The organism is Nocardia sp. CA-135398 (assembly GCF_050955845.1).
Taxonomy (GTDB): Bacteria; Actinomycetota; Actinomycetes; order Mycobacteriales; family Mycobacteriaceae; genus Nocardia.
Genome location: NZ_CP192084.1, coordinates 2,547,611 through 2,560,072, shown reverse-complemented (window position 1 = coordinate 2,560,072; position 12,462 = coordinate 2,547,611). Strand labels below are relative to the sequence as shown.

Annotated in this window: 14 protein-coding genes; 2 read left to right on the top strand and 12 right to left on the bottom strand. The window is 65.9% G+C overall.

Translation table 11 applies throughout. From position 1 onward, the window contains the following. Nucleotides 1–43 precede the first annotated feature (43 nt). Nucleotides 44–1,678, bottom strand: coding sequence for an AMP-binding protein (locus ACQP1T_RS11330; protein ID WP_433759891.1), 1,635 nt, complete (start codon nucleotides 1,676–1,678; stop codon nucleotides 44–46). Beyond that, complete coding sequence (locus ACQP1T_RS11325; protein WP_433759890.1) at nucleotides 1,678–3,324, bottom strand: AMP-binding protein; 1,647 nt, start codon at nucleotides 3,322–3,324, stop codon at nucleotides 1,678–1,680. The genes ACQP1T_RS11330 and ACQP1T_RS11325 overlap by 1 nt, the downstream gene beginning before the upstream one ends. A gap of 96 nt (nucleotides 3,325–3,420) precedes the next feature. Between ACQP1T_RS11325 and ACQP1T_RS11320 the strand changes: the two genes are divergently transcribed. Beyond that, a complete protein-coding gene (locus ACQP1T_RS11320) occupies nucleotides 3,421–4,275 on the top strand; it encodes a LuxR C-terminal-related transcriptional regulator (RefSeq protein WP_433759889.1) in 855 nt (284 codons plus the stop codon). Between the two features lie 64 nt (nucleotides 4,276–4,339). Here ACQP1T_RS11320 and ACQP1T_RS11315 read toward each other — a convergent pair whose 3' ends face one another. The 5 genes from ACQP1T_RS11315 to rpsP form a co-directional block, all read right to left on the bottom strand. Beyond that, nucleotides 4,340–4,615 (bottom strand): hypothetical protein, encoded by a 276-nt coding sequence (locus ACQP1T_RS11315; RefSeq protein WP_433759888.1) that lies wholly within the window; start codon nucleotides 4,613–4,615, stop codon nucleotides 4,340–4,342. A gap of 62 nt (nucleotides 4,616–4,677) precedes the next feature. Continuing rightward, nucleotides 4,678–5,367, bottom strand: coding sequence for a tRNA (guanosine(37)-N1)-methyltransferase TrmD (gene trmD, locus ACQP1T_RS11310; RefSeq protein ID WP_433759887.1), 690 nt, complete (start codon nucleotides 5,365–5,367; stop codon nucleotides 4,678–4,680). Between the two features lie 26 nt (nucleotides 5,368–5,393). Then, the gene (rimM, locus tag ACQP1T_RS11305; RefSeq protein WP_433759886.1) at nucleotides 5,394–5,918 is read right to left on the bottom strand and encodes a ribosome maturation factor RimM; all 525 of its coding nucleotides are present in this window, start codon (nucleotides 5,916–5,918) and stop codon (nucleotides 5,394–5,396) included. After that, on the bottom strand, nucleotides 5,918–6,160 hold the full coding sequence (locus ACQP1T_RS11300) for an RNA-binding protein (RefSeq protein ID WP_040693288.1): 243 nt from the start codon (nucleotides 6,158–6,160) through the stop codon (nucleotides 5,918–5,920). The genes rimM and ACQP1T_RS11300 overlap by 1 nt, the downstream gene beginning before the upstream one ends. Nucleotides 6,161–6,242: 82 nt before the next feature. Further along, nucleotides 6,243–6,668 (bottom strand): 30S ribosomal protein S16, encoded by a 426-nt coding sequence (gene rpsP / locus ACQP1T_RS11295; RefSeq protein ID WP_063045795.1) that lies wholly within the window; start codon nucleotides 6,666–6,668, stop codon nucleotides 6,243–6,245. Between the two features lie 225 nt (nucleotides 6,669–6,893). On the opposite strand from rpsP, the gene ACQP1T_RS11290 reads away from it, so the two are divergent. Beyond that, nucleotides 6,894–7,061 carry a hypothetical protein gene (locus ACQP1T_RS11290; protein WP_433759885.1) on the top strand — a complete coding sequence of 56 codons (168 nt, stop codon included), beginning with the start codon at nucleotides 6,894–6,896 and terminating at the stop codon, nucleotides 7,059–7,061. Between the two features lie 69 nt (nucleotides 7,062–7,130). Here ACQP1T_RS11290 and ACQP1T_RS11285 read toward each other — a convergent pair whose 3' ends face one another. The 5 genes from ACQP1T_RS11285 to ACQP1T_RS11265 all read right to left on the bottom strand — a co-directional run bounded on the left by ACQP1T_RS11285 (nucleotide 7,131) and on the right by ACQP1T_RS11265 (nucleotide 12,390). Next, entirely contained in the window at nucleotides 7,131–7,709 is a 579-nt protein-coding gene (locus tag ACQP1T_RS11285) for a Uma2 family endonuclease (RefSeq protein ID WP_433759884.1), read from the bottom strand. A 136-nt stretch (nucleotides 7,710–7,845) separates the two neighbouring features. Next, the gene (locus tag ACQP1T_RS11280) at nucleotides 7,846–8,829 is read right to left on the bottom strand and encodes an LLM class F420-dependent oxidoreductase (RefSeq protein WP_433759883.1); all 984 of its coding nucleotides are present in this window, start codon (nucleotides 8,827–8,829) and stop codon (nucleotides 7,846–7,848) included. 140 nt (nucleotides 8,830–8,969) lie between these two features. Beyond that, nucleotides 8,970–10,064: an amidohydrolase family protein gene (locus ACQP1T_RS11275; RefSeq protein WP_433759882.1), complete on the bottom strand. Its 1,095-nt coding sequence runs from the start codon at nucleotides 10,062–10,064 to the stop codon at nucleotides 8,970–8,972. A gap of 307 nt (nucleotides 10,065–10,371) precedes the next feature. Then, entirely contained in the window at nucleotides 10,372–11,916 is a 1,545-nt protein-coding gene (gene ffh, locus ACQP1T_RS11270) for a signal recognition particle protein (protein WP_433759881.1), read from the bottom strand. A 159-nt stretch (nucleotides 11,917–12,075) separates the two neighbouring features. Next, entirely contained in the window at nucleotides 12,076–12,390 is a 315-nt protein-coding gene (locus ACQP1T_RS11265) for a hypothetical protein (RefSeq protein WP_433759880.1), read from the bottom strand. Between the last annotated feature and the right edge of the window lie 72 nt (nucleotides 12,391–12,462).

Sequence of the window (12,462 nt, the reverse complement as noted above, 5' to 3'; positions counted from 1 at the left end):
ACGCCCAGGTAAACCGGGTTGCGAATGACCGAATTGCGCGAAATCAGTCATCGCGGTCCGAAGACGCGAGCAGTTCCGCAGCCAGCTCGCGCATTTCGGCTTTGCGGATTTTCCCGGTCACGGTCATCGGGAACTCGTCGACGATGTGCACGTAGCGCGGGATCTTGAAGTGGGCGAGTTTGCCGGTGCAGAAGGCGCGGACCGCGTCGGCGTCCAATGGTGTTGTGCCGTCCTTCATTCGGATCCAGGCCATCAGCTCCTCGCCGTACTTCGGGTCGGGAACGCCGATCACCTGGGCGTCGAGGATGTCCGGGTGGGTGTAGAGGAATTCCTCGATCTCGCGCGGGTAGATGTTTTCGCCGCCCCGGATCACCATGTCCTTGATCCGACCGGTGATGGCGAGGTATCCGTCACCGTCCATGACGCCGATATCGCCGGTGTGCATCCAGCGGGCGGCGTCTATGGCCTCGGCGGTCTTCTCGGGTTCGGCCCAGTAGCCGAGCATGACCGAGTAGCCGCGGGTGCACAGTTCGCCCGGCTCGCCGCGCGGTACGGTCAAACCTGTTGCGGGGTCGACGATTTTGACCTCCAGATGGGGGCCGACCCGTCCGACCGTCGCGGTGCGGCGATCGATGCCGTCGTCGCGGCGGGTCTGGGTCGATACCGGCGAGGTTTCGGTCATGCCGTAGCAGATGCACACCTCGCGCATCCCCATGCGATCGATCACCCGCTTCATCACCTCGACCGGGCAGGGTGAACCGGCCATGATGCCGGTGCGCAGGCTGGACAGGTCGACGTCCCTACCCGAATCCAGTTCCGCGAGTACGGCGATGAACATCGTCGGTACGCCGTAGAGCGAGGTGCAGCGTTCCGCGGCGACCGCGTCGAGGGTTGCGACCGGATCGAATGCGGGTGCCGGAATAACCACGGCCGCACCGTGACTGGTGCTCGCCAGATTGCCCATGACCATGCCGAAGCAATGATAGAACGGGACTGGCACGCAGATCCGGTCCTGTTCGGTATAGCCGCAGAGTTCGCCGACGAAGTAGCCGTTGTTGAGGATGTTGTGGTGGCTCAGCGTGGCGCCCTTGGGGAAACCGGTTGTGCCGGAGGTGTATTGGATATTGATCGGGTCGTCCATCGACAGTGTCGCGGCGATCGCCTTCAGTCGTTCGGCATCGATAGCGGTATTCGCCACCGCATCCCATTCGGGGGAGCCGAGTACCAGAACTTGTTCCAGACCAGGACAATTCGGGCGGATCTGCTCGATCATGGCGACGTAGTTCGATGTCTTGAATTCCGGCGCGGCGATCAGCGTGCGTACACCGGCTTGGCGCAGCACGTATTCCAGTTCGCTGGTGCGGTAGGCCGGATTGATATTGACCAGGATCGCACCGAGTTTCGCGGTCGCGTACTGGGTGAGGAACCATTCCGCGCAGTTCGGCGCCCAGATGCCGACCCGGTCGCCCTTGCCGATACCGCCTTCGGCCAATCCGGTGGCCAGTGCGTCGATCGCGGCCGCCAGTTCGCGATAGGTCCAGCGGCGACCGGTTGGACAGTCCACCAAGGCTTCTCGATCCGCGTAGGCGGCCGCCATGCGGTCGAAATCATCGCCGATGGTTTCGCCGAGCAGCGGTGTTTCCGCGGTGCCGGAGGCGTAACTCGCAAGTACGGACATCACCGAACCCCCTGCTGCCGCAGAATGAACCGCTGCACCTTACCGCTGGGCGTCTTGGGCAGCGCGTCCACGAAATGCACCTTGCGTGGATACGCGTGCGCGGCGAACTTGCGTTTCACCAGGGTCTGCAATTCGGCCTCGAGTTCGGCATTGCCTTCGAAACCATTGCGCAGCACCACGAATGCTTCGAGCACCTCACCGCGCAACTCGTCGGGCATCCCGACCACCGCGGCCTCGACCACCCGCTCATCCAGCACCAGCACGCTCTCGACCTCGAACGGGCCGATGCGGTATCCAGCCATGATGATGACATCGTCGTCGCGGGCCGAGAAGTGGAAGAAACCGTCCGCATCCTGGGATCCGGCATCACCGGTCAGATACCAGCGGCCGTCCGCGGTGTAGCGCTGCGCGGTGCGCTCCGGGGCGTCGAGGTAGCCGAGGAACCACAGCAGTGGGCTGCGTTCGGTATCGATGGCGACTCGGCCCAGTTCGCCGACCGGCGCTTCGACGTCGGCATCCTCGGCGAGCACCGCGCAATGCCAACCCGGCATCGTCCGGCCCATCGAGCCCGCGGGTGCGTCCACCCGCAGTGCGTCGTGCCAGGAATTGCAGATGAGCATGCCGTGCTCGGTCTGACCGTAGTGGTCGCGCACCGCGACGCCGAGCGTTTCGACCGACCATGTCACCACATCCGGGGTCAGCGGTTCACCCGCGGACGAGGCGCGCCGCAAACGGAGACCCGTTGGGGCAGCGGCACTATCGGCACGCAATGCGCGGTAGACGGTCGGTGCGGCGGTGAAGTTGGTGACCCCGAATCGTTCGAGCACCTGCCAGGTCAGCGGCGCGGAGAAGGCGGCATGCAGCAGCAGGCTGCGAATGCCGGATGCCAGCGGGCTCAGAATCGCCCAGTACAGTCCGTACGCCCAACCCGGATCGGCCGCATTCCAATAGACGTCGTCCGCCCGCACGTCCAGCGAAAACTCTTGGTACGCATGGAATGCCGCGAGCGCACGCACCGGAATCGGCACACCTTTCGGCGTACCCGTCGTACCGCTGGTGAACAGCTGCACGAGCAGCCCGTCCCCGCCGACCGCCACGGCAGCCGCTCGCGGGTCGTCGGCGGAGTACGCGGCGAGCAGATCCGCGAACCGCAGTGGCTCGGCCGCATCGGCTGCGGAATCGCCATCTCCGGCGATGATGACACGCCACGGCGGATCGGCTGGAATGTCATCGCCGGGTACCAGTTTTGCCGCCTGATCGGCGTCGGCAATGACGATCGTCGCGCCGCTCGCGGTCAATCGGAAGGCGATGGCGGGGGCGGCGAAGGCGGTGAAGAGCGGGACGTGGACAGCGCCGCGACGCCAGATGCCCAGCAGTGCGACCACCAGGTCGGCGGATTTCGACATCAGGGTGGCGACGCGGTCACCGGGTTCGACCCCGAGCTCGGCGAGGGCGACCGCGAAACGCTGCGAGCGCTCGCGCAGCTCACCGTAGGTGAGGTCGGTCGAGGTCAGGTCGGGGTCGACGATGGTGAACGCGACCCGATCGGCGGGGTGCCGGTCGCACAGCAGATCCGCCGCGCTGACGTCGGGTCCGTCGTAGGTCTCCAGTAGCTCGCGCACGCGCGCGTTCAGGTCCGCGGTCATCTCGCCTCTCCTCATCGGTGATCCAGGCCACCTCGATCTCCAATAGGATGTGGGTCACATCACGTTCGGCACTACCCCCGAAAAGGGGTGAGTCTTTTGACCCACACCACCGCGCTGCTGCGGCCGCGTGACGGCGATGCGCTGCGCGCCGAGATCCGCTGGGTGGCGAACAAGGCGGGCGTGCCGGTGGTTTTCGGCGGCGAAGTACACAACGACGCGCTGCTGCTCACCGAATTCGTCGGCACCGTCACCAATGGCCTGCGCGGACTGACCGTGCTGCGCACCTCGGGGCTCGGCGGCCGGGTCATGGATATGCGCCGCCCCGCCTCGGTCGCCGACTACCGCAATGCCTCCGAGATCACCCACCACTACGACGGTCCCGTCTCCGGCGAACGCATCCGCTCGGTGCTCGCCGTGCCCGTGGTGGTCGACGATCGCTCCCGCGCGGTGCTCTACGCCGCCACCCGTGGCGGCACACCGCTGGGCGACCGCACCGCCGATCTGGTCGTCGCGGCCGGTCGACGGCTGGCCACCGAGATCACCATCCGCGACGAGGTGGACCGTCGCCTGCGCCTACTGGAAATGACCACTCCGGCAGCCGAGACCGCCCCCGCCGTCGCCGAGGAGCTGCGTGAGATCAATGCCGAACTGCGCGGCGCGGCCCAATCGGCCGAGGACGAACGCCTCCGCGAACGCCTGCACTCGGTGTGCGAACGCCTCACCCGAGTCCTCGTCGGCGACCCGCCAGCGGATGCACCTCACCTGTCCCGTCGGGAACTCGACGTGCTCTCCCAGATCGCGCTCGGCTGCACCAATCACGAAGCCGCCCAACGCCTTTCACTCGGGCCGGAAACAGTCAAGAGCTATCTGCGCAATGCGATGACCAAACTCGACGCGCACTCCAGGCACGAGGCTGTGGTCACCGCTCGGCGCTTCGGCCTGCTGCCCTGAGCACGAGCTCCCGCGCACGGATTTCGCACGTTGTCCGAGATCCGTGCGCGGCAGGTGAACTTGGTCAGCGCCCGCCGGTGCAGACCCCTTCGGGGGTGTACTGGCACGGACGCTCGTTGCGACCCTTGTATTGCCCGTGATTGCTGCTGCGTCCACGCTGCCCTGCGCCGTTGCGGCTACGGCCAGCATCCGGCTCATGCGTGTCCCGATCCGCGGCGATTCTGGTTACCTCGAGTTCCGGCGCGGCGAAATCCGATATGACGATCATCGCGCCCCCGACGAGAGTCGAGGCAACCGCTCGACGCACCGTTATGAACCGAGCCACTGTCACCATAGCCACCTACCGTTGTTTAACGTGCCGTTAATTAACGATACATTCGAGATGGCGGAAAGGTCACGATTTCAGTCGTCGTTGTCGGCAAGTAGATCCGGCCGCCGTTCACGCGTCCGAGCCAGAGATTGTTCGCGCCGCCACGCGGCGACCTTGGCATGATCGCCGGACAGCAAGATCGGCGGCACCTCGAGGCCGCGCCAGGAGACGGGGCGCGTGTAGCTGGGCCCCTCGAGCAGTCCATCGGAGAACGAATCCTCTTGATGGGATTGCTGATTGCCGAGCACGCCGGGAAGTAGCCGGACCACGGCCTCGACCATCACGAGGACCGCGGCCTCACCACCGATGAGGACATAGTCGCCGATGCTGACCTCTTCGACGCGAACCCGGCGGGCGGCATCATCGAAGACGCGTTGATCGATGCCTTCGTAACGGCCGCAAGCGAATACGAGGTGTTTCTCGGTGGCCCAGCGCTGCGCGCTGGCCTGGGTGAATGGCACTCCGGCAGGCGTCGGCACCACGAGCAGGGCGTCGTCGGGGCATACCTCGTCGAGGGCATCGCCCCAGACCGTCGGCTTCATGACCATGCCCGGCCCGCCGCCGTAGGGCGAATCATCGACGGACTTGTGCACGTCGTGGGTCCAGCGACGCAGATCGTGCACGTCGAGGGAGATCAGGCCCTTGTCGATGGCCTTGCCGAGCAACGCCGTTCGCAGCGGCTCCAGATACTCCGGAAATATCGTGACGACATCGAGTTTCATGCAGTCCTTAAGTTTCCGGCGGTCCGCTACTCCGGATCGAGCAGACCCTCGGGCGGATCGATGACGACCAGTTGATCGGCCAGTGAGACCGTCGGCACGATCGCGGTGACGAACGGAATCAGGATCTCCCTGCCGTCGTCGGCGGCACGGACCGAAAGCAGTTCTCCCGCAGCCGAATGCAGCACCTCGGTAACCTTGCCGACAACGGTGCCATCGGTGAGTTGGACGGCCAGGCCCTCCAACTCGTGGTCGTAGAACTCGTCCGGATCCTCCGACGGCGGCAGCTCCGCACTGTCCACGACGAACAGTGTGCCGCGCAGCGCATCGGCGGCGGTGCGGTCGGAGATCCCGACGAGTTGCACGAGAAGTCGGCCCGAATGCTCTCGGGCCGACTCCACGGTGAACTCACGAACGTCATTGGATCGCGCCGCCCGGCCGCGCAGCCGCACACCGGGTGCGAAACGCGCGTCGGGATCGTCGGTGCGTACCTCGACGACCAACTCGCCGCGCACACCGTGCGATTTGGCGACCCGGCCTACGACGAGTTCCATCAAGCGTCGGTATCGACCACGTCGACCCGGATGCCCCGGCCGCCGATTCCGGCGACGAGGGTGCGCAGCGCGGTCGCGGTACGACCGCCGCGACCGATCACCTTGCCAAGATCATCGGGGTTGACGTGCACCTCGACGGTACGTCCGCGGCGGCCGGTGATCAGCTCGACCCGGACGTCATCCGGATTGGCGACAATGCCGCGAACCAGGTGTTCCACGGCATCGGCGACGACGGCGCTCATGACTCCGCCTCGCTGGCGCTCGGCTCCGTCATGAACGCCGAGGGCGCAGTGTCTTCGGTTCGCTCGCTACGCTCGCTCACGGTTACTCGGCAGCCTCGGTCTCGGCGGCCTCGTCCTTCTTGGCGGCCTTCTTCTTGGGGGTGACGGCCTCGGCGACCGGCTCGTTATCGGCGGCGGCCAGCGCGGCGTTGAACAGGTCCAGCTTGGACGGCTTCGCGGGCTTCACCTTCAGGGTGCCCTCGGCGCCCGGCAGGCCCTTGAACTTCTGCCAGTCGCCGGTGATCTCCAGCAGCCGCTGCACGGCCTCGGTCGGCTGCGCGCCGACACCCAGCCAGTACTGCACGCGCTCGGAGTTGATCTCGATCAGCGACGGCTCTTCCTTCGGGTGGTACTTGCCGACGTTCTCGATGGCGCGGCCGTCACGACGGGTGCGGGCATCGGCGATGACCACGCGGTACTGCGGGTTGCGGATCTTGCCGAGACGGGTGAGCTTGATGCGAACAGCCATGTGCTGATCTGCCTTTCAGTGGTTGGTCACGGCGCAATTCAGCGACCCGCACGGTCTGCGAGCCCGGTTTTGCGCTTGGAGTGTGTGACCGCCGCGCGGTACGTAACCGGAGACGGGCTGACACTTGTCCAGGAAGGACGATGGTCCATTCTGCCAGACCGGTCCCCCGCCGCTGAAATCGCGTCATCCGGAAACGATCGGCCGCTCGGCACGGATAACCACGATATGGGGATCTTCAGGAGGCGCCGTCGGCGCAGGCGGGGTGAGGTTGCCGAGGCCGCCACCGAAATCGGCGGTGACGCCGCCATGGAATTGCTGGCGCCCGGCCTCGCCCGGGCCGCCGTCGGCGGTATTCGTGGGGTGATCGGCGGAATCGCCAACCTGTTCAGCTGACGATCAGGTGGTTCGATAGCGCAGCAGCACGACCCCGGACCGGAATTTACGGCTCTCGACCAGCCGCACCTAGCGCAGATCGGCCGTGTTGACGGTGATCGGAACGGGTCCGGGAGCCACGACCGCCTCGCCCGCCGCGACGTAAACCTCCTGGCGGTATCCGCTCTCACCGAGCCGATAACCCCAGAAGCGTGCTGGCTTGTCCTCGGGCAACTCCACAACCCAGAGGTACGGGACACGTGCGGCCGCGTATCCGGCGATCTTCGTATCCCGCTCCTCCCGGGTGTTACCCGGAGACCACACCTCCACGGCAAGCACGAGGTCCTCGGGCGCGAAGCTGGAGTGGTTGATATCGATATTCACCACAGCGATATCGGGAATGACCCCGGTACGGAAAGCCGTGCTGATCCGCACAGTTACCGCCGGGAGCACATTCAAATCCGTACGTCCCGCGGCCCGCAGCGCGTCGCGCAGCAGAATCGCCAACTCCAACGACGCATACTGATGCGGACCGCCGGGCGCTGGCGTCAGGTAGAGGTACCCCAGGATGAGTTCGAGTCGAGATCCATCGGACGGCTGCTCTTCGGCCAGCCAATCCTCCACAGTCGTCGGCCCCAGGGGATGAATCATCGCGACCTCGGCGCTCATCGTCATATCCCGTCCGATCTCCGTCTGCGACCGTTATCAGTCAACCTGCCCATGGTTCTGCGCGAGCGCCCATTCCTGAGCACGATTCGCGGGATGCCAGGGATTCGGTCAGGAAATGGGCGCTCAGCGCACCGGCTCAGCGAACCAGCGGGGCGAGGGTGCGACCGGCGAGATCCACCGCACCGGGCTCGTGGCCGTTGGTCACCATGTTGACGATGAGACCCTGCACGCCCTGGTCGAGCACCCTGGTCTGCAGTTGCTCGGCGACTTCGGCTGGGCTGCCGACGAATTGGCGGTCGGCGATGGTCTGCTTGCGCTGGTCCTCCGAGAGCGCGGACAGGTCCACGCCGATGCCGCGCAGCAGATCCTGCTGTTGTTTGCGGGCGCGGTCGCCGTCTTCGTCGATCATCAGGAAACAGAGGTAGCTGACCTCCAAAGTGTCTGGATCGCGGTCGTTTTCGGCGCAACGCTGGTGCAGTGCCTCGATCTTGCGTGGCAGTTCGGAGGCGTTGCAGATGATGTTGATGTGGTCGGCGAAGCGGGCGGCCAGCGCGAAGGTCTTCTTCTCGCCGCCGCCACCGAGCAGGATCGGCAGGTCATTGCGCAGCCGCGGCTCGTTCATGGCGTTATCGGTGTGGTACCACTTGCCGTCGAAGGTCGACTGTTCACCGCGCAGCATCGGCGTAATGATCCGCAGCGCCTCGTCGAGCCGCTGGAAGCGTTCGGTGAAGGTGCCGAATTCGAAGCCGTAGGATTGGTGTTCGAGCTCGAACCAACCGGCTCCGATGCCGAGTACCGCCCGCCCGCCACTCACCAGATCCATGGTGGTGACGGTCTTGGCAAGTAGTGCGGGATTGCGATAGGTGTTGCCGGTTACCAACGCCGACAACTGAATTCGTTCGGTCGACGCGGCGATTCCGGACAGCGTGGTGTAGGCCTCGAGCATCGGCTCGCTCGGCTCACCGAGACCGGGCAACTGGTAGAAGTGATCCATGACGAAGACCGTGTCGAAACCGGCGGCTTCGGCCTCCCTGGCCTGCGCGACCACGGTCGGAAAGAGTTCGCTGACGGGCTGGCCATAACTGAAATTGGGCATCTGATAACCGAGGCGAATGGTCATAGCCCGACCCTACGCGCGCCCCACCCCCACCTGCCCGCTCTTGCCCACATCAACCCCTGACCGGGGAGTCTGTCGCACACCGAGTGACGACCTCGCACAAGCTATAGCCTGTGCGCGATGCCCGCACGATATGCGGTGGGTCAGCGGTGGTCGGTGACCGGATTGCGGGTTTTGACGAGCCGGCCGCGGAGGATGACGTACTGGGGGGCGGTGAGTGTGGCGGGGGTGGTGCGTGGGTCTTCCTGGTAGACCACGAAATCCGCTGGGGCACCGGGCTCGATGCCTGGTCGTCCCAGCCAGGTGCGGGCATTCCAGGAGGCGGCGCCGAGGGCGTCGTGTTTCGACAAGCCCGCTCCGGACAGGGCGGCGATTTCGTCGGCGATGCGGCCGTGGCGAATGGAGCCGCCGGCATCGGTGCCCGCGAATATCGGAACGCCAGCATCGTGCGCATCGGCGACGGTGCGGCGGACGCGCGCGTGCAGATCGCGCATATGTGCGGCGTAGATGGGGAATTTGCCTGCGCTGTCGGCGATTTCGGGGAAGGTATCGATATTGATCAGCGTCGGGACCAGCGCTGTGCCGTGTTCGACCATCAGCTCGATGGTGTCGTCGGTGAGGCCGGTGCCGTGTTCGAGGCAGTCGATGCCCGCGTTGATCAGGCCGGGCAGCGCGTCCTCGCCGAAGACGTGCGCCGTCACCCGCGCGCCGTTGGCATGCGCGGCGTCGATGGCCTCCTTCAGGATCGAATCGCTCCACAGCGGCCGCAGATCGCCCACCGACCGGTCGATCCAGTCCCCGACGATCTTCACCCAGCCGTCGCCGAACCGAGCCTGTTCGGCGACGATGTCCGGCAGATCACGCTCATCGTCGAGTTCGATGCCGAGCTCGCGGATATACCGGCGCGGTCGGGCGATATGGCGGCCCGCACGGATGATCCGCGGCAGCTCCTCGTGCTCATCGATGAAGTGCGTATCGATCGGTGACCCCGCATCGCGCAGCAGCAACGCACCCGCGTCCCGCTCGGTCTCGGCTTGGGCGATCGCCCCTTCGCGATCCTCGTCTCCCCCGCCGTACCGGATCCCGACGTGACAGTGCGCATCGACGAGTCCGGGCACGATCCACCCTGTGCCGCACAATGTTTCGGCCCCCGCGACGGGTTCGAAAGACACCAGCCCGTCCCGCACCCACAGGTCACGCACCTCGTCGTCAGGGAGAACCACACCCCGTAGATGCACAGCAACCTCCTCGACGCGATCGGCACCGTCCAACCTAATGCCGACACTCGTCGAAGGTCACCCCCACCCACCCGGGCAGCGGCTCCCAGCCGAGGTTCGTTGGACCGGACACCCGGTCGTCGAACCGGGCACCCCACATAGAGACGATGCCCGGTCACAACAGGGCGTGCCCGGTAGAGCGCACGCGGGGACACCCTGCCCGCCGAGCAAGCACCCCAACCGGTCTCAAAGACCAACGCACGGCTGCGCGGGCACACCGGACGGTCCGCGCCCTGCCCGCAACGGCATCGCGGAAAGCTGCCCCGATCTACTTCTTGGGGAAGTTCAGCTTGGACAGGTCGAAACCCTCGAGGCCGGGAGGCAACTGGTCCAAACCGGCGGGCATTCCGGACAGATCCGGCATGCCGGCGGGCATACCGGGCAACCCACCGCGCATCTTCGGCGGCGTCGGTCCGCGGCCGCCCTTCTTCCCCTTCTTGCCCTTCTTCGCATTGCCGCGGCGCGAACCGGGCAGACCCATCTGGCGGCCCATCATGGCCATCATCTTCTTCGCTTCGAAGAAGCGGTCGACGAGTTGATTGACCTCGGAGACCTGCACGCCGGAGCCGTTGGCGATGCGCAGACGGCGAGATGCGTTGATGATCTTCGGGTTTGCGCGTTCGGCCGGGGTCATACCGCGGATGATCGCCTGCACCCGGTCGAGCTGCTTATCGTCGACCTGGGCCAGCACATCCTTCATCTGGCCCGCACCGGGCAGCATGCCGAGCAGATTGCCGATCGGGCCCATCTTGCGGATGGCGAGCATCTGGTCGAGGAAGTCCTCGAGCGTCATCTCGCCGCTGCCGATCTTGCGGGCGGCTTCCTCGGCCTGCTGCTGGTCGTAGACCTGTTCGGCCTGCTCGATCAGGCTCAGCACGTCACCCATGCCGAGGATGCGCGAGGCCATCCGATCCGGGTGGAAGACGTCGAAGTCCTCGAGCTTCTCACCGGTGGAGGCGAACATGATCGGCGAGCCGGTCACATTCCGGACCGACAGCGCCGCACCACCCCGGGCGTCACCGTCGAGCTTGGTGAGTACGACACCGGTGAAGCCGACACCGTCGCGGAAGGCCTCCGCGGTATTAACGGCGTCCTGGCCGATCATCGCGTCGAGCACGAACAGCGTCTCGTCGGGCTTGACCGCATCGCGGATGCCAGCGGCCTGTGCCATCAACTCGGCATCGATACCGAGGCGACCGGCGGTGTCGACGATAACCACGTCGTATTGCTTGCTGCGCGCCTCCGCGACACCGGCCTCGGCCACCGCGACCGGATCGGCCGCAGAAATGCCGAGCGGATTCTCGCCGCCACCGATGGAGGTGCCGGGATGCGGTGCGAAGACGGGCGCACCCGCGCGCTCACCGACCACCTGGAGCTGGGTCACCGCGCCGGGACGCTGCAGGTCACAGGCCACCAGCAGCGGCTGATGTCCCTGTCCCTTCAGCCATTTCGCGAGCTTGCCCGCCAGGGTGGTCTTACCGGAACCCTGCAGACCGGCGAGCATGATCACGGTCGGCGGGTTCTTGGCGAGGGTCAGCCTGCGGGTTTCGCCGCCGAGGATGCCGACGAGTTCCTCGTTGACGATCTTGACGACCTGCTGGGCCGGATTGAGGGCGGCGGAAACCTCCGCACCCTTGGCCCGCTCCTTGATCTTGGCGATGAAACCGCGCACCACGGGCAGCGCGACGTCGGCTTCGAGCAGGGCGAGGCGGATCTCACGGCAGGTGGCGTCGATGTCGGCCGGTGACAGACGCCCCTTACCGCGAAGATCCTTGAGGGCACCGGTAAGCCGGTCGGACAGGGATTCGAACACCGATCGCGCTCCTGATCTCGTGGGACGTCACTTGGTATCCCAGGGTAATGGGACTCGCCCCGGCGCGAGCGACGGGCCCGGAGGCGGAAGCGCAGCGTAACCACGGAGGGACCCGGGAGCGCCAAAATTGTAAACAGCACGCGCGCAAGCGGTGCTCGGTTATTCCATCGCGCGGCGGCGCGGTTTCGCGGTTTTGCGGTAATCGTGGTTCTCCTGAGCAACCATGAAAACCGCCTCCCGGCCGGTGAGACCGAGCTCGAGGGCCAGGTCGTCGAGCATGGCCCAGTCCGCGCCGGTCGGCACATCGCGGGTGGCAATGGTGGTGGCAATCGTCATAGCGGTCACAGCCTGCTGTCCGGACAGTGTCCGGCCGGGCAGCCAGGAGACCACCCACCGATCACCGCCGACGCAGCGCGCCATATGCGTGGTCTCGTCACTCGTCATCGTCGACGCCGACACGACTTCAATTGCCACCGACCTGCTCCCCTCATGCTCGCGATAGCCAGACGCTCTGATAGTAGGGTGCGACGGGTCCGCTGCATACGC

Bases quoted from the DNA above. Each gene is read 5' to 3' on its own strand.
- trmD (WP_433759887.1), bottom strand. From the start codon at position 5,367: ATGAAACTCGATGTCGTCACGATATTTCCGGAGTATCTGGAGCCGCTG.
- ACQP1T_RS11290 (WP_433759885.1), top strand. From the start codon at position 6,894: ATGGGGATCTTCAGGAGGCGCCGTCGGCGCAGGCGGGGTGAGGTTGCC.
- ACQP1T_RS11325 (WP_433759890.1), bottom strand. From the start codon at position 3,324: ATGACCGCGGACCTGAACGCGCGCGTGCGCGAGCTACTGGAGACCTAC.
- ACQP1T_RS11280 (WP_433759883.1), bottom strand. From the start codon at position 8,829: ATGACCATTCGCCTCGGTTATCAGATGCCCAATTTCAGTTATGGCCAG.
- ACQP1T_RS11300 (WP_040693288.1), bottom strand. From the start codon at position 6,160: ATGAGCGCCGTCGTCGCCGATGCCGTGGAACACCTGGTTCGCGGCATT.
- ACQP1T_RS11330 (WP_433759891.1), bottom strand. From the start codon at position 1,678: ATGTCCGTACTTGCGAGTTACGCCTCCGGCACCGCGGAAACACCGCTG.
- ACQP1T_RS11285 (WP_433759884.1), bottom strand. From the start codon at position 7,709: ATGAGCGCCGAGGTCGCGATGATTCATCCCCTGGGGCCGACGACTGTG.
- rimM (WP_433759886.1), bottom strand. From the start codon at position 5,918: ATGGAACTCGTCGTAGGCCGGGTCGCCAAATCGCACGGTGTGCGCGGC.
- rpsP (WP_063045795.1), bottom strand. From the start codon at position 6,668: ATGGCTGTTCGCATCAAGCTCACCCGTCTCGGCAAGATCCGCAACCCG.